Raw genomic sequence first — 23845 nt, 5'->3', positions numbered from 1 at the left:
AAAACTGCATCTGCTGGTTGGCTTTACTTCCGTTGACAAGTGCTTACTCAGATCCGACAACATAACTTGGACGGCAGCCACCGGGGGGACTTTTGATGTCTAGGCGCGCGATCTTCGGACTTTCCGCATTGTTGTTTTCGTCTCTCGTTCTGGCGCTGCCTCTGACTGCGGCGGAGCGGCGGATAGAGACCACGGCGGATGGGGACTATTCGGGTTTTGATCTGCGGACCGTCAAGAATGTCAGCCAGGGTCAGTGCGAAACTGCCTGTATCGGCGACAACCAGTGCCGCGCCTTTACCTATAATGTCAAAGCCAAGTGGTGCTTTCTCAAGTCCGACCACGCTCAGCTCAATCCGTTTATAGGCGCGGTCGCCGGCAAGATCGTCGAAGTGGCGGCGGAGCCGGATATCGGAGCGGCGCCGCGGCTCTCCTTTCTGACGGAGGAACTGCTTCAGCAGGCCCGCGAGCAGAAGAATGGCTTGGCGCTCGGTGACAACCAGCAAGGCCGGGATGTCGAAAGACTGAAGACCGACGCGCAGGCCGAACTTCTCGCAGGCCGCTTCGATAATGCGATCTACAACTACAAGGGCGCCCTGTCGCTCATACCTGAAGATGGCGCGCTCTGGATCGAATTTGCCCGCGCAGCCTCCACCGCCAATGGCAACGGCGATGCAGACGGCGATGCGACGCTTGGCGCCATCAACGGCTATCTTCTTACCCGAACGACCCAGGCAAGAGCCGATGCGCTTGCCGTTCTTGGCGCAGCGCTTGCCAAGCAGCAGGCCTACCGCCAAGCGATTTCCGCCTACAAGCAGAGCCTCGCGCTCGTCAGCGCCCGCACGGTGCAGGCTTCCTATAACGACCTTCGCGAGCGTCACGGTTTTCGCGTGACCGGCAACACGGTCGATGCAGACAGCGCCAATCCGCGCGCCTGCGTTCAGTTTTCCGATCCTCTGGTAAAGGCCGGCGTCGACTATGCGCCCTTCGTCACGCTGGACGGCAAGGCGCCGAAGGCGATGGAGGCAAAGGACAGCCAGATCTGCGTCGAGGGTCTGACCCACGGCCAGCGTTACAAGCTGTCGCTGCGGCGTGGCCTTCCCTCCTCCGTCGATGAACCGCTGCCAGCACAGGTCGATCTCGACCTCTACGTCAAGGATCGCTCTCCGACAGTGCGGTTTACCGGCGACAGTTTCGTGCTGCCATCCACGGCCCGGCGCGGCATTCCGATCGTTTCGGTTAATACCGAAACGGCCGATCTCAAGCTTTACCGGATCGGTGACCGCAATATTGCGCCGCTTCTGACGGACTCGGAGTTTCTGACCCAGATGAGCGGCTACACCGCCGACCGCATCGAGCAGGAAAACGGCGAACTCGTCTGGCAGGGCAAGATCGATCTCGGCCCGGGTTCCAACCGCGAGCTCAACAAAGATGTCGCGACCAGTTTCCCGGTCGACGAGGCGCTGCCGAACCGCAAGCCCGGCGTCTATGTGCTGACCGCATCGGCCGCCAACGCCATTTCGCAGGAATGGGATAACAAGGCGACCCAGTGGTTCGTCGTTTCCGATATCGGGCTGACGACCTATGCCGGCACCGACGGGCTCAGTGTGTTTGCCCGCTCGCTCGGTTCGGCCAAGCCGATCGCCGGCGTCGATCTGCAGCTTCTTGCCAAGAATAACGAAGTGCTCGGTACCGCAAAGACCGATGGCGATGGCCGTGCCACGTTTACGGCCGGCCTGATGCGCGGGACGGCGGCCATGGTGCCGGCGGTGCTGACAGCGCAAAACAGCGGCCAGGACTACGTCTTTCTCGACATGACCCGCGCCGGTTTCGATCTCTCCGATCGCGGCGTCACCGGCCGGCCGGCACCCGGCGCGATCGATCTTCTCCCCTGGACCGAACGCGGCATATACCGGCCAGGCGAGACGGTGCATGCGAGCGCCCTTGCCCGCAATGTTGATGCGACCGCAATCGACAACCTGCCGCTCACCTTCGTCTTCCTGCGCCCTGATGGCGTCGAGGACCGCCGCATGGTGAAGTCAGGCGCGCTCGGTGGCTATACGCTCGATCTCGCGCTGCAGGACACGTCCATGCGCGGCACCTGGACGATGCAGGTGTTTACCGATCCCAAGGGCTCGGCGATCGGCGAAAAGACGTTTCTGGTCGATGATTTCGTGCCTGATCGCATCGAGTTCGACATGACCAGCGCGGCGAAGGAAATCGTGGTCGGCGAACCGGCTACGGTCGAGATCGACGGACGTTTCCTCTATGGCGCACCGGCGGCGGGACTTGGCCTGGAAGGCGAGATCGCCCTCAAGCCGACCCGCGAAAACGCTGCCTTCCCGGGCTACCAGTTCGGCCTTGCAGATGAGGAACAGGCGGAAACCGTCCGCATTCCGCTCGAGGCACTCGACGATACCGATGAAGACGGCAAGGCATCGTTTCCAGCAGATGTCGCGGAGCTTCCCTCGACCACCAAGCTGATCAATGCGGATATCGTCGTGCGCATGAAAGAATCGGGCGGCCGCGCGATCGAGCGGACCCTGTCGCTGCCGGTCAAGGCGGACGGGCCGCGGATCGGCATCAAGCCCGAGTTCTCCGGCGACCTGCCCGAGGGCGCTGTCGGCAGTTTCAACGTCATTCTTGTGGACGCGGCAGGCGCCAAGCAGGCCATGAAAGGCCTGCCGTGGAAGCTGGTCAAGGTCGAGCAGGACTATCAGTGGTATCGCGAGGGCAGTTCCTGGCGCTACGAGCCGATCATCCGCACCAAGCAGGTATCCAATGGCAGCGTCGACGTGTCTGCCGACGGCGGCCGGATTTCGGTTCCGGTCGCGTGGGGCCGTTACCGCCTCGAAGTCGAGACGGTCGATGCCGGCGGCCCGGCCTCAAGCGCCGAGTTCGATGCCGGCTGGTTCGTGACCGCCACGTCGACCGAGACGCCGGACGCGCTGGAAATCGCCCTCGACAAGCCGAGCTACAAGGTCGGCGATACTGCCAAGCTCAAGGTTTCCTCGCGCTATGCCGGCGAGTTGATGATCTTTGCAGGCTCCGAGCAGCTGATTGCGGTGAAGACGGCAAGCCTTTCGGAGACCGGCGGAGAGATCGAGATCCCCGTCACGGCCGAATGGGGAGCAGGTTCCTATGTGACCGCAACGCTCTACCGCCCGGGTGCGGCGCGTGAAAACCGTATGCCGATGCGGGCGATCGGCGTGACCTGGCTGAAGGTCGATCCGGAAGCGCGCGATCTCGCGGTCGCGATCAGGGCACCGGATAAAACCCTGCCGCGCCAGCCATTGGATATCTCCGTGGCCGTGACCGGTGCCGGCGCCAACGAAGACGCTTATGTGACGATTGCAGCCGTCGATGTCGGCATCCTCAATCTTACCCGCTATGTGCCACCGGCGCCGGACGACTGGTATTTCGGCCAGCGCCGTCTCGGGCTCGAAATCCGTGACATCTACGGCCGGCTGATCGATGGCTCGCTTGGTGCCACGGGACGGCTGCGAACCGGCGGCGATGGTGGCAGCATCGCGCTGCAGGCGAGCCCGCCGAAGGAAAAGCTGGTCGCTTTCTTCTCGGGGCCGGTGAAGCTGGATGCAGAAGGCAAGGCGAATGTCTCCTTCGACATTCCCCAGTTCAACGGCACGGCGCGCGTCATGGCCGTCGCCTGGTCGAAATCCGGGGTCGGTCATGGGGTGAAAGACGTCATCATCCGCGATCCGATCGTCGTGACCGCCAGCCTGCCGCGCTTTCTTGCGCCGGGAGACGACAGCAACCTCAGACTGGACATTGTCAACACCGACGGACCCGCCGGCACCTATGATCTCGGCATTACGACAAACGACCCGGTTGCGGTCGGCCAGAGCGCGATCAAGCCGGTCGAACTGGCGGCTGGCGGAAAAACGAGTGTGACGCTGCCGCTGGTGGGCATCGGGCCGGGTGACGGCACTGTTTCGATCCGGGTCTCGAATGCTTCCGGCCTGTCGGTCGATCAGGTTCTCAACATCCCGGTTCGCCCGGCGGCCATGCCGGTGACGGAGCGCCGGCTGGTGGATCTGAAGCCCGGCGCAAGCGTAACGGTGGATTCCAACCTTCTTGCCGACAGCGTGCTTCAGGGCGCCTCGGTCAGCGTCAATGTCAGCCGCTCCAACGCGTTCGATATTCCGGCGCTGCTGATGAGCCTCGACCGCTATCCCTATGGCTGCGCCGAGCAGACGACAAGCCGGGCACTACCGCTTCTCTATCTGAGCCAGATGGCAGTTCAGAACGGGCTTGCCGATGATGCCGAGGTCAAGAAGCGCGTGCAGGATGCGATCTTCCGCCTGCTCTCCTTCCAGGCATCGGCTGGCAGTTTCGGGCTTTGGGGACCTGATGGTGCCGGCACCGATCTCTGGCTGGACGCCTATATCACCGACTTCCTGTCGCGGGCCCGCGAACAGGGTTTCGACGTGCCTGAAAAGCCTCTCGTCCAGGCGCTCGAAAATCTGCAGAACACGCTGGCCTACACGACCAATGTCGCCGACCAGGGCAATCAGATTGCCTATGCGCTCTACGTGCTTGCGCGCAACCGCAAGGCTGCAATCAGCGACCTGCGCTATTACGCCGATACGATGCTCGGCGACTTCCCGACACCGCTTGCCAAGGCGCATATGGCTGCAGCGCTTTCGCTCTACGGCGATGCCCAGCGCTCGCGCACCATCTTCAACGACGCGCTGCAGATGTCGGAAGAAGCGCAGATCAAGAAAGTCAGCCTCAGCCGTTCGGATTACGGCTCCTCGCTGCGAGATGGTGCAGCGGTTCTGGCGCTGGCCGCCGAAAGTCGGCCGGTGCCGCCGATCGTGCCTGCACTTGCCAATGTCGTTGCCAAGGAATGGGTGGCGAAGAAACATACCAGCACGCAGGAACAGACCTGGATGCTGCTGGCGGCCCGGGCCTTGCAGAACGGCGACGAAGACCTGCGTCTCAGCGTCAACGGCGCGGCCCACATCGGGACGCTGATGTCGCAGATGCCAGGCGACGTGCTGCTCGATCATCCGCTGACGGTGCGCAACGACAGCAAGGATAAGCTGTCTGCGGCCATCACCACGGTTGCGGCCCCGGCACAGCCACTTGCCGCCGGCGGCGATGGTTTCGAGATAACCCGCACCTACTACACGATGGACGGCGAGGAGGCGAATGTCAGCACGGCGCAGCAGAACACGCGTTATGTCGTCGTTCTCAACGTCACGGAGACAAACGACTGGCCGTCTCGCATCGTCGTGACCGATCTCCTGCCGGCAGGTTTCGAGATCGACAATCCGAGCATCGTCAACAGCGCCAGCCTTGCCAATTTCGACTGGATCGAAGAGGTGCAGGCCGCCCATACGGAGTTCCGCAACGACCGTTTCGTTGCAGCCTTCAACCGCGCAGAAGGTGACAACCGCAAGATCACGCTCGCCTATGTGGTGCGCGCCGTGACACCCGGCACCTACGATCATCCGGCGGCACAGGTGGATGACATGTACCGCCCGCAGCTTTCCGCAAGGACGGCGATGGGCAAGATGGAGGTTGTGGCGGCACCGTGAGAGACGACAGGCAGGTGTCTGCCGCCCTCCTCAACGGGCGGCATTTTGCACGGAGCGAAGTCGAGGCAGTCAGCGTCAGGACGACAAGAAGACCATGAGACGCAGATGGACGTATTCGTTGGCTCTTGGTCTTTGCGTCGCTCTCGCAGGGGGGCTGGCGATCGGGCTTGACGCTGCAGACCGCGCCTATCCGCCGCCGCTCGACAAGGCGCAAACCGTATCGGCAGAGGTGCTGGACGCCGACGGGCTGCTGCTCCGTGCATTTGCCACATCCGAAAGCCGCTGGCGTCTGAAGACCTCGATCGCGGATGTCGATCCGCGGTTCCTGAAAATGCTTGTCGCCTATGAGGACCAGCGGTTTTACCAGCATGGCGGCATTGACCTGAAAGCGATGGGCCGCGCCGCGTTCCAGCTTCTCGTCAACGGGCGGATCGTTTCCGGCGCCTCGACGCTATCCATGCAGGTTGCGCGTCTGATCGAGCCCCGGGAAGCCCGGTCATTTTCGGCAAAGCTCCTGCAGATCGCCCGCGCCATCCAGATCGAGCGCCGTCTCGACAAGCAGGAGATCCTCGAGCTCTATCTCACCTACGCACCCTATGGGGGCAATCTGGAAGGCGTGAGGGCTGCAAGCCTTGCCTATTTCGGCAAGGAGCCGGGGCGGCTGACAGTGGCGGAAGCCGCTCTGCTTGTCGCCCTGCCGCAATCGCCGGAAACGCGACGGCCGGACCGGCACCCGCAATCGGCCATGCGGGCCCGTCAAGGCGTTCTCTCAAGGCCGGCCGTGGCGTCGCTGACGGGTGAAGGGGAAGCGGAACGGGCATCCCATGACGGCCTCCCCCGGCGCAGACTGCAACTGCCGGCGCTCGCCGCGCATATGGCGGAAGCCGCAATCCGCAAACAGCCCGGGGTGCCGCGATACCAGAGCACACTGAAACGCGGCATTCAGCAGAAGCTGGAAGAGGTCGCGCGGGAAGCTTCGGCGAAGCTCGAACCGAAAGCATCGCTCGCCATGGTCATGGCGGATGCGATGACGGGCGAAATTGTCGCCCAGGTCGGTTCGGCCGACTATTTCGATGCCAGCCGCGCCGGCTGGATCGACATGACACGGGTGCTGCGGTCTCCGGGTTCGACCCTGAAGCCCTTCATCTACGGACTTGCCTTCGAACAGGGGCTGGTGGCGCAAGAAACGATGATCGAGGATCGACCCGCCGATTTCTTCGGCTATCGGCCGAAGAATTTCGACATGAGCTATCAGGGCGATGTCACGGTGCGCCAGGCCTTGCAGCTGTCGCTCAACGTTCCGGCGATCCGGCTGCTGGATGCCGTCGGCCCGTCGCGTCTGATGATCCGGTTCAGACGGGCCGCGGTACAACCGGTGCTTCCCCCGAACGAGGCGCCGGGCCTTGCGATCGGGCTTGGCGGGGTCGGCATCACGCTAAAGGATCTGGTTCAGGCCTATGCCGCTCTGGCCAACGGCGGCCAGCCCGTTCGGCTCGGCAACGGCATCGACACCATCGCGGCGCGTCTCGACAGCGAACCCTTGCTGGAGCCTCAGGCGGTCTGGAACGTCACCGACATCCTTTCGGATGTGCTGCCGCCAACCGGAAGCCGCCGCCTCGGCATCGCCTACAAGACCGGCACGAGTTACGGATACCGCGACGCCTGGTCGGTGGGTTATGACGGACGCCATGTTCTGGGTGTCTGGGCCGGGCGGCCGGACAATGGTGCGGTTCCCGGCATCGCCGGCTACCAGACAGCGGCGCCGATCCTGTTTGAGGCCTTTGCCCGCTCCGGCGTAGCGATCACGCCCCATCCCTCGCCCCCGCCCGCCACGTCACGGCTGGCGCAATCCGACCTGCCGATCGGCCAGCGGCGCTTCTCGATGACGGCAAGCGGCCTGATCAGCGCCTCGACCCGCGAGGCCGCTCCGCAGATCGTCTATCCTCCCGAGGGCGCCAAGGTGGATCTCGGCGCCCAAACCGGCGAGATCTCGCCGCTGGTGCTGAAACTGCAGGGCGGCCGCCCGCCCTTCCGCTGGCTGGCGAACGGGAAACCCCTCACCGATCTTTCCCGCCGACGCACCAACAACTGGTTACCCGAAGGCGCGGGCTTCTCGACACTGACGGTGATCGATTCCGCCGGCCGGGCTGCAACCGTGCGGGTGTTCGTGGAGTGAGGGCGGGTTAGGCCAGGAGTGAACCGGACCGAGATCGGAAGGATCAGGCCCGTCAGCTTGTCAGCCGAACACGACCCACGATCTTGCGAAACAAGACATCCATTGCCTCGCTTATGCCATCGGTCGGACTGACCTCGAAATAGTAGCCTTCCGTGGCGCAAGATTGCATCTGCGTTGGAATTTCCTTCTGAAAGGGTGCGATCCACTTCTTGTAGAAACCGTCTTTTGGCAGAGGCAGATAGGTCGTGTACAGGACTGCGACCTTTATTCCGCGCGCCTTCAGGGCGTTGCAATGACTGGCATTCAACGGCTCCATGCAGCGATCGCCGTTGGATGATGAGAGCTTCTTTGTACAATCGGAACGGTATGCGTCTCCAACGCCGTCCGCGACAAGGAAAACGATTGGCTGTCTATCCGCCGAACTGCTCCCGTCACCGACGGTTTTGATCTTTTGGCCGATCTTGGACAGTATTTCATTGTAGTCGGTCTGCCCGTTCGGCGACGAATGGCTCGGAACGCTCATCAGCTCAATCATCTTCGTGGCCTTTGCCACTGAGGTGAAATTGCTCGTCGGCTCGGAAACGGTGTATAACTGGGCATCGGCAGAGGTTTGTCCGAACGTATAGGCACCGATCTTGAATTGGCCTGAAACGGTCTGAGTCTCCTGCGCCGTTGTCATGAGCGCGGAGACCGCCTCCGCGACAACGTCGATGCGGATGGTCGCGCCAACTTCTTTGGCGAGATAGTAATAGCTGTTTTTGTCGGCGACACCGCTCGTCGAAACGATGTGGCATGCAAAAGCGCAGTTGGCGTCCTTGCCTTTCCCATCCGATCCATTCTTCGTTGCAGCTTCCAGTTTCGCCACGTCGTCGGCAGTCGCGCCGACCCCCATCGATGGCGTGTTGTCCAGCAGCATGTAGAAATCCAGAAAACTCGGTATCAGGTAGGCTGCGGTCGCTTGCCCCGAAATCGCCATCTCGTCATTGCCGAGGATCCGCGTAAAGGTCGTGGGTAGAGTGGCGGCGTATTTCAGTCTCGATGTGACGACGCCGTCGGACTTTACCAGCTCCAGCTTGACGTCGATCAGCAGGCTCGACAAACCTTCCATGTTGTCCCCATATCTGGCCGACAACTGAGATTTGAAGATTTTCTTGGCTTCGGTGTCCGCGATGGCGACAGTACCGTCCTCGGCCATTTTCATAGCTTTTGCGACCGCTGCGGATTTTTCGGAGACAGCAGCAAGTACCGCAGCATCCGCAGCGGCATCGAGATAGGATTTTGCCTCCAGGGCGCGTCCGAAATCGATTGCCAATCCGACACTACCGATCAAAGGAACCATGATAAGGCCGGTGAGCACGCCGAAATTGCCCCGGGTGCAGGAAAAAATAGACCTCAATTTTGCAAGCATAAACCGCAATCTGCCTTTTAGTTTCTTATAGCGGCATCATGCTGCATTTCGATCAGAGCATTCGATCAGCTCCCACCGTTTCAAATGTTTGTTACTAAAGTAGCTAATTGAAATTGTTAACGAAACGTGTTTTTGCGGCGCCTGTTCTCGTTGGCAGTGGTGAGGAACGGGAAGCCGCTCACCAAAGAAGTCGGCCGATCCTTGTGGAGTAGCGTTTTCGACGAACAACAGGTGAGTGGTAGAGATGCCCGGATCTGCAAAGACGAGAAAAATCGCCTTCAACTGGACTCGATCAACACAGGCATTTTCTCGAAAAAAAAGGGTGCCCGGAGGTGGCCAAACTGGCCGGCTTCGGCAAAGGAACAGTGCGCTTGACGCTCGAACTTGCGCGGATCTCGGGGGACCTGAAGATCATACGGCGACAAGCTGATGGCTACACAAACACCGTTGTACTGCCTAGTTCTCAAAACCGTAGCCAGTAGAAACGGTTATTGCAGTTCTTTTGGCGTCACTTCTCTAATTTAAGAAAATCGAGATCTCCGAAATAGAGCTTCGATTTTTCTCCGATTAGCTGCTGAAGGTAGCTCGTCTGCACGATAATATGTTGTGAATTGCTGTCTATAAAAGAGGCGAGGTTCTGCAGATTGCTAATCATCGCATCGACTCTATCGCTGGGGAGCGACCACCGTCGTTCGATATAATCCTCGCGCAGGTGGTTGTAGCGCTCAACCAGCGAAAACATCGACCCGTATTCACTGTAAAGCCACATAGAAACATTAATCAACTCCTGCGAGTTCAGACGCATGAGCGCTTCGAGTTGCGTCAGTTCTGGACGAAAAGCGGGTGTGAATTGTAGCATGTGCGCAGCCTGCCATAGCTTGAAATCAGGCGGATTCATATTCCGGTAATTATTGAGTTGTTGCTGCACATTTTGCATGTCTGCCATGATGCGCATGGTAGTCATGATGGTCAGTTTAAGTCTGTCCTTTAGAAGCTTTTCTTCCTCGCTCGCTCTATCTTCCCGTTGTTCTTGAAGAGAGAGCTTCTGTACGAGAAAGCTTGCTATGCCGCCGACGATGGCTCCGATAAGAGCACCGAAGACGGCCGCAAAGATATTGGTTAAAGCTTCTGGAGAAATGTATGTTTGCCACGTTGGCGCACAAGCCGGCCAATGGGCTACGCCAGTGCTGCATGCGGCGCTCACAAACCGATCCCATATGCCGCTCATGCAAACCCGCACACGAGTACCAAGCCTCTGTCGGTACCAGAGGCTGCCTCGTTGTTTATTGATTTCATGAACGCGTTCCAGCGCGCCTCGTGCTGCGCTTTGTCCATCAGCATGACATCCGGCGGAAAATCCAGCTAACTGCGCCGGAGATGGCCGAAAAATCGGCGTTGTCGCTAACAATGGCAGCTAGTGTCGTGACTATACCGAACAACAGGAAGAGGACGCCCCTTATAAGGCTACGCGAGGCGCTTTCGTGCGCTCGGTCTGCATAGTTGTGGCCCGCGTGCTCCTGATTGCTGTGACCATTGAGGAAAACATTCGCGTCTTTTTCAGGAACGGCAGCCTTGAAATGTTTATCAAAGTCAAAGCGGTCTACGAGACTTTGGTATGCGTGTGCTTTGTAGGTCTCGTGGTTGAACATTGCAGCCATCGTAGATGCTGCGAAGCCTAGTGCGACTAGGAACGCGGTCGCTGACACTAGCAACAGCCACTGCGCCCAAAATGAAGGAGACTTCGTCGCAATGTACGTCGAAAGCGTTATGAGCCCAGCGCCAGACCCGGTGGAGACCGAAGTTATGATTTTCGATAGCCAGTCGTCCGCTTGCCTCTGGTGATCCGATCTTGCGGCGGACGCTTCCTCTCTGCTCAGGAACTGATCGGAGACTTTCATTGGATACCGAGATGGTCAGCCATTATTCCTCGCATGGCGTGTTGCGTCCATGTTGCGTGGACTAGCCAAGTGTGGAGGAAACTGCCCGGAAATCAAGGGAATTGGCGCGCAACAGTGCGCAACATGAGTAGACACCGAGCTGAATGTCAAACTTACATTAAGACACTGTATTTCTCGAAGAAATAATGGTGCCCGGAGGCGGATTTGAACCACCGACACGCGGATTTTCAATCCGCTGCTCTACCAACTGAGCTATCCGGGCATCCGGGCTTTATGCAAGCCGTTCCGGTCCTTGGTTGACCGGCCGGGGTTTGTATCCCCGGGAAGCGAGCGGGGTTATAACATCTTGTTCGGCCATGTCCAGCACCCCGGACGACTTTTTTGAAAGGTTTGTTAAAAACCTGATTTCATGAGCGAAATCAAAGGCCGAACCGGACGAGGATCTAGTCCTCGTAGTTGTCGGCTTTGCTTTCATCATCGGCCACGGGGATGGCGTAGCTGCCCTGCAGCCAGCGGGAGAGATCCAGATTGCGGCAGCGGTCCGAGCAGAAGGGATAGTGTTCGCGCGCGGAAGGGCGGCTGCATTCGGGACAGGGCCTTGCCTTGCGCAAAGGCTCCACCTTGCCGCCTGTCGTGATGTCCTTGTTTGAAGTTTCAGCCATATCAGGCCTCCTTCTTAGGTCTTCAGCCTTGCGGCCATGCGCCGGCGACGTCAAAACCTTCGCCAGCCAGCAGACCCGTCACTTCATGAAGCGGCAGGCCGACGACGTTGGAATAGGAACCGACGAGTTTCTGCACGAAGGCGCCGGCGATGCCCTGGATCGCGTAAGCCCCGGCTTTTCCCCGCCACTGGCCCGATGCGATATAGTTCTCGATCTCGCGGGTCGACAGTCGCTTGAAGCGCACCTTGGTCTCAACCACCTTTTGGCGGAACTGGCCGCCCGGCGTGACAAGACAGATGCCGGTATAGACCCAGTGGCCGCGGCCCGACAGAAGATGCAGGGCGGCACTGGCGTCCTGCGTATACTCCGTCTTTTCCAGGATGCGGCGTCCGACCGCCACGACCGTATCGGCAGACAAGATATAGCTGTGGCGCCAGGCGGGATCGTTGTTGACGGCGGCGAAGGCGGCTTCCGCCTTTTCCGTCGAAAGACGACGCGCAAGCGAACGCGGATGTTCCACCCGCTTGGGTGTCTCGTCAATATCCATCGGCATCAGCCGGGCCGGTTCGATGCCGACCTGATTGAGAAGATCGAGACGACGCGGCGAGCCTGAGGCCAGGATGAGCTTTTGTTCGATCGCCATGGGGACCCGTCTTTGCCGCGAGAAATTCTTACTTGAAGCGGTAGGTGATGCGACCCTTGGTCAGGTCGTAAGGGGTCATTTCGACAAGAACCTTGTCGCCTGCCAGAACGCGGATACGGTTCTTGCGCATGCGGCCAGCGGTGTGCGCGATGATTTCGTGTTCGTTCTCGAGCTTCACGCGAAAGGTCGCGTTCGGCAACAGTTCGACGACAATGCCCGGGAATTCAAGAACTTCTTCTTTAGCCATGTATTGGTTTTCTTTCTGTGTTGAAGGTCGGGCAGGCCGAAATCTGATCAGCCGCCTCGAAATTTGCGCGGAAACTACACAATCGCGTCCGGTTTGTGAACCTCGCTTGACAGCGATTCTTGAAGACCGTCAATCGCCTGCCGGAGGTGGCCTGCGAATGGGCCTCATCCGTCGGTCAATCAGCTTCCACAGATGCTCTCGCACCTCGCGATAAGCGTCGAGAACCTGCTCACGCGTGCCGGTCGCAGCCGTCGGATCCATGGTCGGCCAATAGACCACATCGACGGCGTTCGAACGGGTGAGTTCCAGGGCCGCGTGATGGGCCTCCGGCGTCAGCGTCACTATCAAATCGAAGAAATCATCCTCAAGGTCATCCATCGTTCGCGGCTTGTGCTGCCGGTTGCGGTTGAGCGAAAGGCCCACCTCTTCCAGAACGACATCGACGAAGGGATCGTGCTCGCCGGAACGGACACCCGCCGACTGGATGTAGATATCGGGCTGCAGCAGGCTTTTTGCAATGGCCTCCGCCATCGGCGAACGGATGGAGTTGAAACCGCACATGAAGAGGATCGCGGTCGGAATGCCGATCGTCTGCTTCCTTGTCGGTTCGTCATCGGCCGCCATGGTCTTCAGCCGCGCCAGTAGAGCACGCAGACGAGCGTGAACAGCCGTCTTGCGGTATCGAAGTCGATTCGGATCTTGCCGTCGAGACGATCCATCAGGGTTTGCGAGCCCTCGTTGTGAATGCCGCGGCGGCCCATGTCGATCGCCTCGATGCGCGATGGCGTGGAGGTCTTGATCGCCTCGTAATAGCTTTCGCAGATCATGAAGTAATCCTTGATGATCCGCCGGAATGGCGTCAGCGACAGGATGTGGACCGCAACCCCCTCGCCCGCTTCGCCAGTGATGGTGAGCATCAGCTTTGCCTCGACCAGCGAAAGCTTCAACGTGTAGGGGCCGCCTGCATGGCCGACCGGCTCGAAGGCGTTTTCCTCGACCAGGTCGAAGATGGCAACTGCCCGCTCATGTTCGACATCGGGCGTCGAGCGCCCGATCGAGTCGTCGAGGACGACATCCGAGAGCCGGAAGTGCCCTTGTCCCATCCCTAGCCCTCGTCTTGCGGAGGATGGGCGTTCATGCGGATGGCGACCGAACGGGCGTGTGCATCGAGCCCTTCCGAATGGGCGAGCGTGATGGCGGCCGGCGCCAGTTGCCGCAGCTGATCGGGTCCGAGCCTGAGGATCGAGGTGCGCTTGACGAAATCGAGCACACCGAGGCCGGACGAAAAGCGTGCCGAGCGTGCCGTCGGCAGAACGTGGTTGGAGCCGCCGACATAATCGCCGATGACTTCAGGCGTGTGGCGACCGATGAAGATGGCGCCGGCATTGCGGATGCCGGCCATGAGCCGGTCCGGATCGGCAACGGCCAATTCCAGATGTTCGGCGGCAATGCGGTTTGCCAGCGGCAACGCGGCTTCGAAATTCTCGACCAGGATTACAGCGCCGAAATCGCGCCAGCTCGCGGCGGCCGTTTCTGCGCGCGACAGTGTCTTCAATTGTCGCTCGACGGCTGCCTCGACCGATTTTCCGAATACGGCATCGTCTGTGATCAGGATCGACTGGGCACCGGCATCGTGTTCGGCCTGCGCCAGAAGGTCGGCGGCGATCCAGTCGGGGTCGTTGTCCTTGTCGGCCAGGATCAGCACTTCGGATGGGCCGGCGATCATGTCGATGCCGACGATGCCGAAGACCTGGCGCTTGGCGGCCGCCACATAAGCGTTGCCGGGACCGACGATCTTGGCGACCGGCGCAATCGTATCGGTACCATAGGCAAGCGCTGCCACGGCCTGCGCACCGCCGACGCGGTAGATTTCCGTAACGCCCGAGATGCGCGCCGCGGCAAGGACGGCCGGGTTGATGCTGCCGCCACCGGCCGGCACGACCATGACGACGCGCGGCACGCCGGCAACCTTTGCCGGCACCGCATTCATCAGCACGGAGCTTGGATAGGATGCCGTGCCGCCCGGTACGTAGAGACCGACGGCTTCGATCGCTGTCCAGCGGGAGCCGAGGCCGACGCCGATCGCGTCTTCGTAGATATCGTCCTTCGGCATCTGACGGGCATGATGCTTTTCGATCCGCTCGGCTGCGAACTTTAGCGCGTCGATCACCTTGCGGTCCGTTTCGGCGAAGGCCTTGTCGACCTCCTCATCGGTCACGCGGATGCCGGTCGCGGCAAGATCGATGCCGTCGAAGCGTTTTGAATAGTCGATAAGTGCCGCGTCGCCGCGGGCGCGCACGTCATCGATGATGGCGTGCACGACGGCGTTCACATCCTCGGAGACTTCCCGCTTGGTCGAAAGAAAAGCGGAAAAGCGTGTCTCGAAGTCCGGTGCTGTCTGCTCAAGCCAGAGTGCCAAGCGGATATTCCTTCCCGTTCCATGCCATGATCACAAGGCCGGTCAAGGATGGCGCGGCCTCGTTGCGGTTTCCCATGCGCCGCCGATATCTGCAAGAGCAACTTCGATGCATTCGACATCGAGAGCAATGGTGCCGCCGCCGGAAAGCAGCAGTTCCACGGTGCCATCAGGCCCCTCGCCCTTGGGCATGAAGCGCACGGCGAGAAGCGACAGAACATCGTCCTTGCGGTTGCGGTCGATACCGGTCGAACGGACCGCTTCCACGCGCTTGAGGACGAGCGCTGCACGGTGCCGCTCGAACCCCTTTTTCTTCTCGCCGGCCTTTTCCCAATCAAACCTGTTGGCAGCCAGCGAGAATATCTTTTCCGACGCCGACCACTGCACGTCGGACAGCTTGAACACCGCATCCTGCATATGGGCTGACACGATCCCCAGATCGTCGGTATCGAGAGCCAGAAGCTTGAGCTCGGTCATGCGCGTCCATTCCGTTCCTGGGCCGCGATGTGCGGCCCGTTGTTTGATGGTCTGGAGATAGGATGGCGCATGGCAAGAAGCAACTATTTCGGGAAGTCGGCAGAGAGCGTCGTGTCCTTCCAGGCAACGATTTCGTCGCGGCGTTCCGATAGCTTGGCGGTGATGCCGGTATAAGCGATTTCGCCGAGCACGAGATGGCGCGGCGGGTTTGACGCTTCAACGACCTTGATCATGGCTTCGCCGGCACGCACGGGATCGCCCGGCTGCTGGCCGCTATAGCCTGCGGTCTGTGACAGGCGGGCGCCGGCGGTATCCTGATACGCCTCGATCTTCACCGGCGTCTGCTTCAGGGACCGGCCAGCCCAATCCGTCCGGAACGGACCCGGTGCGACGCAAGTGACCTTGATGCCAAGCGCTGCAACTTCGGCAGACAGCGCATCGGAAAAGCCTTCAACGGCGTGCTTGCTTGCCGCGTAATAACCGGAGCCCGGGAAGCCGATAAAGCCGGCCTGGGAGGTGATGTTGAGAATGTGGCCCTTGCGGCGGGCGCGCATGCCGGGCAGCACAGCCCGCGTCATGGCGAAAAGGCCGAAGACATTGGCATCGAACATGCCGCGGATCTCGTCTTCCTCGCCTTCCTCGATCGAGGCCTGGTAGCCGTAACCGGCATTGTTGACGAGGACGTCGATACGCCCGAACTTTTCCTCGGCAGCGCTGACAGCAGCTGCGATCTGGCCTTCGTCGGTCACGTCGAGATCAACGGCGAGCGCATTGTCGTGGCCGGCGATGAGATCGGCAAGCCTTGCCTTGTCGCGGGCCGTGACGACGGTCGGAAAGCCCTTTGCAATTGTCAGCTTGGCGAGTTCCAGGCCGAAGCCGGAGGAGCAGCCGGTGATGAACCAGACGTTGGAAGATGCATCAGTCATAAAAATATCTCCGATGGAAAAGCCGGATCATGAAAATGAGGCGGGGCGTGTTGGATGACAATACCTGACATAGGCATGAAAAAAGGGACGGCAAGGTATCCCCCTGGCCGCCCCTCATCCCTCGAAACATGCGGCCTCTTCAGGCCATATTGCTCAGTCGCTGACGCGTTCGACGATGGCGCCGCAGCGTGTCAGCTTTTCTTCAAGACGCTCGAAACCACGATCAAGATGGTAGACGCGGCTGACGATCGTTTCGCCTTCGGCCGCAAGGCCGGCAATGACGAGCGACACCGATGCGCGAAGGTCTGTTGCCATCACTGGCGCACCCTTCAGCTGCGAAACGCCTTCGATCCGCGCCATCTGCCCGGACAGCGAAATTTTCGCGCCGAGACGGGCCAGTTCCTGCACGTGCATGAAGCGGTTTTCGAAAATGGTTTCGGTGACATGCGAAACGCCTGACGACATGGTCATCAGCGCCATGAACTGTGCCTGCAGGTCCGTCGGGAAGCCCGGGAAGGGTTCGGTGACGATATCGACCGGCTGGATCCGGTTGCCGTTCCTGACGACACGCAGACCGCTTTCGGTTTCGGTGATCTCGGCACCGGCAAGGCGCAGCGTATCGAGCGCATTTTCAAGCAGCGAGGCCTGCGTGCCTTCGAGCACCACATCGCCGCCGGTCATGGCAACCGCCATGGCATAGGTGCCGGTCTCGATCCGGTCCGGCAGGACGCGGTGACGGGCGCCTGACAGCGAGGCCACGCCTTCGATGGTGATGGTGCGCGTGCCGGCGCCGCTGATCTTCGCACCCATGGCCGTCAGGCATTTTGCGAGATCGACGACTTCAGGTTCGCGGGCGGCGTTGTCAATCACGGTGGTGCCGCGGGCAAGGGTTGCCGCCATCAGCATGACATGCGTGGCGCCGACCGAAACCTTGGGGAATGTGTAATGCGCTCCGATAAGGCCGCCCTTGGGCGCGGACGCGTTGATATAGCCGGCATCGACCTCGAGGATGGCGCCGAGCGCCTGCAGGCCGTCAAGGAACAGATCGACCGGGCGCGTGCCGATGGCGCAACCGCCCGGCAGCGACACGCGCGCCTTGCCTTCACGCGCCAGCAGCGGGCCGATGACCCAGAAGGAGGCGCGCATCTTGGAGACCAGCTCGTAAGGGGCGGTCGTATCGACGATGGTGCGGCAGGTGAAATTGATCGTGCGCGAATAGCTCTCGGCCTGGCTTTCGCGACGGCCGTTGACGGAGACATCGACGCCATGATTGCCGAGGATGCGCAAAAGCTGCTCGACATCGGCCAGATGCGGCACGTTTTCGAGCGTCAGCGTATCGCTGGTCAGAAGCGAAGCGATCATCAGCGGCAGCGCGGCATTCTTGGCGCCCGAGATCGGGATCGTGCCGTGAAGCTCGTTGCCGCCGGAAATTCTGATGCGATCCATGGTGTGGTAACTCTTTCTCTCAAGCGGCCGGGTTCGCGTCTCTAGACCAAACCTTGCGCCGCTTCAATGCGTGATGAAAACTGCAGATCAAAGCAAATCGTGCCACAACCCGTCGATTGCAGGCAATCGCTATGATGATTCGTCCGTTTTTGCGGCAGAGGGCGAAGACGCCGGCAACCCGTGCGTCTCGTCCGCCTCGCCGGCGCGCCGCGCACGCGACTGACCTTTGCGACGCATCAGGTTTTCCCGCAATTTCGCCGCCGCCCGCTGCTTGCGGTCCAGCTCGCGCCGCTCGGCTTCGCTTGAACGTGCGGCCGGCGCCTGGCTATCCAAGGTTTCTGGTTTTTTCGACATGGCTTCTCCTTAAAGAAAAAGCCCGACACACGAAAGCGCCCCGGGCGTTTTCCCGGATGGTTCTCCAAGAAGTTCGATTTTGCTGCTTGCACTTGCCCCGAACCTATGGCAATAGCCCCCTCGCTGACGACACGAACCCGAACGTCCGCAGATGCTGCTATAGCTCAGGGGTAGAGCACTCCCTTGGTAAGGGAGAGGCCGAGAGTTCAAATCTCTCTAGCAGCACCATTTTTCCTTCCATCCATTATAATTAGTCTGCCAGTAATTTTCGGACAGTCGTACGACCTAGCGCGACGCGCAGTTTCGCGTCGTCGCGTGCGCAAACTACCAGCCGTTTCATTGTCGATTTCGCGTGCGACCACTTTGGTTCGCCGGAGAACCTGAAGTCGTAGAAGGCCACCTCCCCCTCCCCGCTTAGCCACGACACCCAACATACGGCAGCAGCAGGTTCATCTGCTCACTCATGACGCCTGGCCTGTCTCGTGGGGGATCAACGGTTTGCTGGTTGGTGTTGCCCCAGACGCCGCCGCCGGCCCAGTAGGTGGCGCCGAGGAAGATGTCGGGGTGGGCCATCATGACATCGAGCAGGTCGCGCAGTTCCCGCAGTGAGGCTTCGGTTCGGCCGGTGGCGAATTCGCCGATGAAGATGCGTTTTCGATGTTGGGTCGCCCAGTCCACGGCGCTCGACAGGATCCGTTTTCCGATGCCTTCGGTGGCGATCGGGTTGGAGCCTCCAAATCCCTTGTCGAGATACTGGTGCATGTCGAAGCCGTAATTGTCGACGGGATCGAATGCCTGCAACATCACGGTGCCGTTCGAGGTCTTCGTCCAGGAATGGGCGCCCGTCCAGGCGATGCCGGAAAATAAGACAGTCCCAGTGCCGCCACGCCGCCTGATTTCGGCGCATGCGGCGTTCTGGGTGTTGAGGTTGAGAATGGGATCCTGGTCATGCGGTTCGTTCATCAGCCCGTACCAGACAAGGCTGTTTTTCCCGTAACGCTGTGCCAGCTCACCCCAGAACGCCGCGTAGCTTTCGAGCGTTGCCGCGGACGTGCCGTCTCCGATGACGATCTTATCGCGCCTTCCGTAGTCATGCATATCCAGGAGGACAACCGCACCCTCGCCGACTGCCCGGCCGACCAGACGATCGAGGCCCTCAAGTGCCGCCGGCTCAAGCGGTTTTGCAATATCGGGCTGCAGGCGGTTCCACTTGAAGGGGATCCGAAACACTTTCACGCCCAGCGAGAGGTAATAATTCAGGTTCTCCAGGTGAGGCCACTTCCAACGGCCGCCAATCATCTCGAACTCAGCACCGGCCAGGTTAACCCCGATCAGCGGGCACGTTCCCGTTCGGGCACCTACGGAAGGACCTGACGACACAACCGACGCCGCAAAGGCGCCAGCGCCGAACAACAAAGATCTTCTTGAGCATTCATTCATGTAAGACGCCTGTAATAAAGATTTTATTATAATATTGATGCACTAAACAATCAACAACTCACGGATTTTTGTGCAACACCTCAGCGAATTCACACTACAACACCCATATTGAATTCCATTATACGATTAACCTAGCGATTAGTTTTGTTTATTGAGGACTCAGCAAGAGCATATCCATGCTGTAACCACGATTCGATGTCGTGCTACTCGACATTTCACTGATTAGCAGCGGTGATGGACGGCATGCGCGGGTGTCCGGCGACAGCAGGAGTGGGAATGCGAGTGATATTCGATCTGACGCTTGCCACGCGCAAGCCGGAGATTACCGGTGTCGAACGTTACGGGATCAATCTATTCGAGGCATTCCGGAAAATTTGCCCTGGCAGCACGGCCTATGTCATGTCGACGTCGTTTTTTTCGAGCGACGACAACCTGGTCCTCTGCCAGCATCCTTTGATGGCCTGGCTCACTTTGCCGTTCAGACTGGCATCTTCCAGTTACGATGCGGCCGTCTTTCCGAGCATGCCGGCAAGTCCGCTCTCCATATCATCCAGACTGCCCCTCTATCGCATCATTCACGACGACTTCCCCTGGACAAGGGGACAGGAGATGCCGATCAAGGGGCGCCTTCTGTTTCGGGATGTGGAGCGCGCCGTTTCATCCCGATACCGCGCCATCTTTGCGCCAACCGGCTACTCGGCGGCAAAGCTTCGTCCGATCTTTCCCTCCCATGATGTCAGCGAGATCGGCAACGCCCCCGCGCTGCCGTTCGACGGCGAATTGTCCGAGATAGCGGAACTGCGAGGCAAAGACTTCGTCCTGAGCGTGGGGACGGTGGAGCCCCGAAAGAACTACGAGAAGATCATCGACGTCGCGGCAGCGCTTCAACCGCACAATGTCCTGTCGGTCGTTGTCGGGCGCAGCGGTTGGGGAAATATTGTCACCGATCTCGACCGGGCAAGCAACGACCCAACGAGCAACATCCGATGGATGAAGGACATATCCGACAGCCAGCTGCGGTGGCTTTACGCAAACTGCCGGTCTTTCCTGTCCTTGTCGCATGACGAGGGGTTCAATATGCCGCTCGTCGAGGCAGGGTCGCTGGGCTGCAGCATTGTCGCGTCCGACATCGCCATCCACCGGACTGTTTCTCCGCCATGGGGACGGCTGGTCTCGCCGGGCACCCCCGCTGATGAGATCGCGACTGAGATCATGACGGCTCCGCGAGCGACTGAGAGCGCGTATCTTGCCTACAGAGCCCGGTATTCCTGGGATTTTATCGCGGCCAACCTGCTTTCGAAAATCCAGGCCCAAAGACGCACCGGAGCACGGTCCCATGCCTGAGCACCAGTTGACCATGCTCTGGCATGAAGCCGGAAACTCGCACTACCATGACCGATTTGTCGAGCTTTCGAAGGTCGCCAATCTCACGGTCATGGGGCCAAAAACCTTTCAAGGCACAACGTTCGACCCTGAGAAATTCCGCTTCCCGGTGAAGCTGTTTAATTCCGTCTTGTCGTCGCACTGGCTGACATTCATTCCGAGCACCATCGCTTTCTACCGGGAAGCGCGACGGGCGGACATTCTCTACGTTCATGAGGAACCGCACTCGCTTGTCGCGTTCCTAAGCGCCACCCTGCGTCTCGGGCGGCCGATGTACATCGAAAGCTCGGCCATCAATCTCAAGGGAAACCTCTCCGGATGGAATGTCCTCGAGCGGTTCGTCTATAAAACAGCGACCAAGATCATTCCCAAGAACCATGAGGTCGCCGATGTCCTTCACAGACGGGGGGCTCCCCGGAGCAAGATCTCAAGCCCCATCGGTAACGGCGTTTCAAAGTCGTCGTTTTCGATCGTCGATAAGTCGGCGGCACGTTCTGCGCTTGCGCAAAAGTATCCGCAGGTCTCCGATGCATTCAAGAAGGGCGGTCTCGTTCTCGGCTATGCCGGGCGGATCTGGCAGCCGAAAGGGATAGAGATCCTGGCGCAGCTTGCACAGGAACTCCCGGTCACGATCCTCGCCTGCGGGCCGGTCGCAGATGATTATCTGGTCGATACACTCGTTGCGGCAGGGGTAGCGGTTCTTCCCAGTCTTCAAAAGGATGATCTGCGGACATTTTACAGCGCGCTCGATCTCTTCATTCTGCCGAGCCTCTCGACGAAGAACTGGCGGGAACAGTTCGGCCGTGTCTGCATCGAGGCGATCTATTGCGGGACGCCGGCTGTCGGTTCGAATGTGGGCGGCATTCCGATGGTGATCGGCGTCAGCCAGACCTTCGAGGCAGGCAATATCGAGCAGGCCAAGGCACTGCTGACCAAACTTTCAGACGAGGCGGAGCGGGCGGAAATCCTGCGGTGGCAGACCGCCCATGTCGATCAGAATTTTTCCTGGAAAGCGATTGCAGAGCAAGTTTTAGCCGTCACACACTTAAAGAGATAAATGCAATGACCGAAGATCGACTTGGGTCCAGAGATAAAATATTCGGTTTATCCTTTTACGAATATTCCGACGACGCTCTCGTAGAACAGGCTCTTTCTCCCCTTTCCGAGACGGACGGGGTAAAACTGGTCGTCACTGCGAATACGGATCACGTCTCCAACCTGTACAAAAATGCTGAATTCAGACGTGCTTACGACAGTGCGTGGTCAGTCACGATCGATGGCATGCCCGTCTTTCTCTATGCGAAACTGTGCGGCGCGGCCGTCAAGCAGCGGATACCAGGCGCCGATCTCTTTCCCAAGCTGCTCGATGCCCTGACAGACAAGAACCATCGGCCGTTCTTCGTCTGCTCGAGCCAGGCGACGGCGGACGGGCTGGCAGTCCAGATGACGGCGCGTGGCTTCACGGAGGCCGGCTTCGGTTACGCGATACCGCCGTTTGGTTTTGAAAAACAACCCTCTCATACGCGCGACCTGCTGAGCGCGATCCGCGACAACCGCACAACGCATCTGTTCATGGGTATCGGCGCGCCCAAATCCGAAATTTGGGTGAACCAGAACAGATCCGCGCTTGGGCACCTTTACGCCTTCTGCTTCGGCGCGGCTCTCGAATTCACAGCCGGCACCAAGACTCGAGCGCCAAAGGTTTTCCGTCTGGTTGGAATGGAATGGTTCTGGCGAGTGGCCACCGAGCCCCGTCGCTTGTTCAAACGGTACTTCATCAGTTCCTGGGGCTTTTTCTCAGCCGTTGTCGCCGATCTGAACCAATCCAGAATAAGCTCGTAGGTGGCCCGATGTACGATGTGTCCGTGATCATTCCAGTCGTATCGAAAAGCAGTCGTCTGGCGCGCACGCGCGAAGTGGTGCGGCGATTGCAGGAGCAGAGGGCGATCGCGCTTGAAATCATCATCGTGATGCAGGGGTTCGACGAGACCGAAACGATCGGCATCGACGGTGTGAAAACCATATTCTCGCGCGTGTTCAGCTCGTCGCATTCCCGAAATGTCGGCGCCTGTCACGCGACGGCCGATCTCATCTCGTTTCTGGATGACGACACATTTCCGGCCGCGAGCGATTTCTACCGCAGGGTGAAAACCATTCTCGATGTCGGCGCGGTCGATTTCGTCACCTGCAACATCGTCTCGAACGGCAAGCGGCTGGCTGCAAGCCGGATCGAAAGCGATGTCCAAATCAACAGGCAAACCATCATCGGCAACATGTGGGAACCGGGGCTGACGCTTCGCCGCAAGACGTTCTTAAAATTCCAGTTCGATGCCACGCTGGGTATCGGCGCCATTCATGGATCGGGAGAGGGCTTCGATCTCGGGGCACGTTTGGTCGATGCCGGCCTGAAGGGCAAGCGGTTGGCCGGCCTGGAAATCGACCATCCGCCTTTGCCGTTGAACTCCGAATTCGATGTCCAGCGCACGTTCTACTACTCGCTTGGCAACGGCAGCTCCCTGGTCGCCAGAGGGTTCCACAAGGCCTATGCAAAGCAACTCTTCAAGCAGGTCGCAAAGACGGTGCTCTATCCATGTCTCAACAGGTGGAGCGAGGCGAAGCTTGCCCTGCTGCGGCTTGCCTGCCTGCTGATCGGGCCGGCGATCCCGCGCGGCGTTCCGAAGATCATTCCAAACCAGTTGGCGAAGGACCTGATCGACGGTGAAATCGACCCGTTCCCTAAGGTGGAACCTCGGATCGACCGGGCCACAGCCTAGACCATTCGCATGACGCGACCGAAATATCACCGAT

The 23845-nt window shown here is 59.7% G+C and carries 20 protein-coding genes and 2 tRNA genes; 7 read left to right on the top strand and 15 right to left on the bottom strand.

From position 1 onward, the window contains the following. Positions 1-95: 95 nt before the first annotated feature. Complete coding sequence (locus ACQY1P_RS07695) at positions 96-5561, top strand: alpha-2-macroglobulin family protein (protein ID WP_430255943.1); 5466 nt, start codon at positions 96-98, stop codon at positions 5559-5561. A 94-nt stretch (positions 5562-5655) separates the two neighbouring features. Next, the gene (gene pbpC, locus ACQY1P_RS07690) at positions 5656-7737 is read left to right on the top strand and encodes a penicillin-binding protein 1C (protein WP_430255941.1); all 2082 of its coding nucleotides are present in this window, start codon (positions 5656-5658) and stop codon (positions 7735-7737) included. 52 nt (positions 7738-7789) lie between these two features. Here pbpC and ACQY1P_RS07685 read toward each other — a convergent pair whose 3' ends face one another. From ACQY1P_RS07685 to ACQY1P_RS07620, 14 genes are all read right to left on the bottom strand, one after another. Further along, a complete protein-coding gene (locus ACQY1P_RS07685; protein ID WP_062453853.1) occupies positions 7790-9145 on the bottom strand; it encodes a pilus assembly protein TadG-related protein in 1356 nt (451 codons plus the stop codon). 508 nt (positions 9146-9653) lie between these two features. Further along, a complete protein-coding gene (locus ACQY1P_RS07680; RefSeq protein WP_430255939.1) occupies positions 9654-10373 on the bottom strand; it encodes a hypothetical protein in 720 nt (239 codons plus the stop codon). A gap of 106 nt (positions 10374-10479) precedes the next feature. Continuing rightward, positions 10480-10803 carry a hypothetical protein gene (locus ACQY1P_RS07675; RefSeq protein ID WP_192078226.1) on the bottom strand — a complete coding sequence of 108 codons (324 nt, stop codon included), beginning with the start codon at positions 10801-10803 and terminating at the stop codon, positions 10480-10482. 426 nt (positions 10804-11229) lie between these two features. Beyond that, positions 11230-11305: transfer RNA gene (locus tag ACQY1P_RS07670), tRNA-Phe, on the bottom strand. 181 nt (positions 11306-11486) lie between these two features. Next, entirely contained in the window at positions 11487-11705 is a 219-nt protein-coding gene (gene yacG / locus ACQY1P_RS07665; RefSeq protein ID WP_062579059.1) for a DNA gyrase inhibitor YacG, read from the bottom strand. Between the two features lie 22 nt (positions 11706-11727). Next, positions 11728-12348 carry a Maf-like protein gene (locus ACQY1P_RS07660; protein ID WP_062453855.1) on the bottom strand — a complete coding sequence of 207 codons (621 nt, stop codon included), beginning with the start codon at positions 12346-12348 and terminating at the stop codon, positions 11728-11730. A gap of 28 nt (positions 12349-12376) precedes the next feature. Beyond that, on the bottom strand, positions 12377-12595 hold the full coding sequence (gene infA, locus ACQY1P_RS07655; protein WP_062453856.1) for a translation initiation factor IF-1: 219 nt from the start codon (positions 12593-12595) through the stop codon (positions 12377-12379). Between the two features lie 129 nt (positions 12596-12724). Further along, positions 12725-13156: a low molecular weight phosphatase family protein gene (locus tag ACQY1P_RS07650; RefSeq protein WP_062454876.1), complete on the bottom strand. Its 432-nt coding sequence runs from the start codon at positions 13154-13156 to the stop codon at positions 12725-12727. A gap of 68 nt (positions 13157-13224) precedes the next feature. Beyond that, complete coding sequence (locus ACQY1P_RS07645) at positions 13225-13698, bottom strand: UPF0262 family protein (protein WP_062453857.1); 474 nt, start codon at positions 13696-13698, stop codon at positions 13225-13227. A 2-nt stretch (positions 13699-13700) separates the two neighbouring features. Then, a complete protein-coding gene (hisD, locus tag ACQY1P_RS07640) occupies positions 13701-15014 on the bottom strand; it encodes a histidinol dehydrogenase (protein WP_430255937.1) in 1314 nt (437 codons plus the stop codon). A 42-nt stretch (positions 15015-15056) separates the two neighbouring features. Further along, the gene (locus tag ACQY1P_RS07635; RefSeq protein ID WP_092663522.1) at positions 15057-15488 is read right to left on the bottom strand and encodes a DUF2948 family protein; all 432 of its coding nucleotides are present in this window, start codon (positions 15486-15488) and stop codon (positions 15057-15059) included. Between the two features lie 83 nt (positions 15489-15571). Next, complete coding sequence (locus tag ACQY1P_RS07630; RefSeq protein WP_430255935.1) at positions 15572-16414, bottom strand: oxidoreductase; 843 nt, start codon at positions 16412-16414, stop codon at positions 15572-15574. A 153-nt stretch (positions 16415-16567) separates the two neighbouring features. After that, positions 16568-17860, bottom strand: coding sequence for a UDP-N-acetylglucosamine 1-carboxyvinyltransferase (murA, locus tag ACQY1P_RS07625; protein WP_062453861.1), 1293 nt, complete (start codon positions 17858-17860; stop codon positions 16568-16570). 129 nt (positions 17861-17989) lie between these two features. Further along, positions 17990-18214, bottom strand: a complete 225-nt coding sequence (locus ACQY1P_RS07620; protein ID WP_430255933.1) for a hypothetical protein — start codon at positions 18212-18214, stop codon at positions 17990-17992. Positions 18215-18367: 153 nt separating this feature from the next. On the opposite strand from ACQY1P_RS07620, the gene ACQY1P_RS07615 reads away from it, so the two are divergent. Next, positions 18368-18442 (top strand) — tRNA-Thr (locus ACQY1P_RS07615). A gap of 186 nt (positions 18443-18628) precedes the next feature. Here the strand turns inward: ACQY1P_RS07615 and ACQY1P_RS07610 are convergent. Then, on the bottom strand, positions 18629-19513 hold the full coding sequence (locus ACQY1P_RS07610; protein WP_325261930.1) for a glycoside hydrolase family 5 protein: 885 nt from the start codon (positions 19511-19513) through the stop codon (positions 18629-18631). A gap of 417 nt (positions 19514-19930) precedes the next feature. Here ACQY1P_RS07610 and ACQY1P_RS07605 point away from each other — a divergent pair, with 417 nt between their 5' ends. The 4 genes from ACQY1P_RS07605 to ACQY1P_RS07590 are packed head-to-tail and all read left to right on the top strand — an operon-like array spanning position 19931 to position 23811. Continuing rightward, positions 19931-20998 (top strand): glycosyltransferase, encoded by a 1068-nt coding sequence (locus tag ACQY1P_RS07605; RefSeq protein ID WP_162734835.1) that lies wholly within the window; start codon positions 19931-19933, stop codon positions 20996-20998. Further along, positions 20991-22094 (top strand): glycosyltransferase family 4 protein, encoded by a 1104-nt coding sequence (locus tag ACQY1P_RS07600; RefSeq protein WP_430255930.1) that lies wholly within the window; start codon positions 20991-20993, stop codon positions 22092-22094. The genes ACQY1P_RS07605 and ACQY1P_RS07600 overlap by 8 nt, the downstream gene beginning before the upstream one ends. 5 nt (positions 22095-22099) lie before the next feature. After that, a complete protein-coding gene (locus tag ACQY1P_RS07595) occupies positions 22100-22879 on the top strand; it encodes a WecB/TagA/CpsF family glycosyltransferase (protein ID WP_430255928.1) in 780 nt (259 codons plus the stop codon). A gap of 8 nt (positions 22880-22887) precedes the next feature. Beyond that, the gene (locus tag ACQY1P_RS07590) at positions 22888-23811 is read left to right on the top strand and encodes a glycosyltransferase (RefSeq protein ID WP_162734834.1); all 924 of its coding nucleotides are present in this window, start codon (positions 22888-22890) and stop codon (positions 23809-23811) included. The last annotated feature ends 34 nt before the right edge of the window (positions 23812-23845 follow it).

It is taken from the genome of Neorhizobium sp. DAR64872/K0K18, from assembly GCF_050500175.1.
Taxonomy (GTDB): Bacteria; Pseudomonadota; Alphaproteobacteria; order Rhizobiales; family Rhizobiaceae; genus Neorhizobium; species Neorhizobium soli.
Note: the sequence above shows the minus strand (reverse complement) of the source record. Positions and strands in the feature narration are given on the sequence as shown.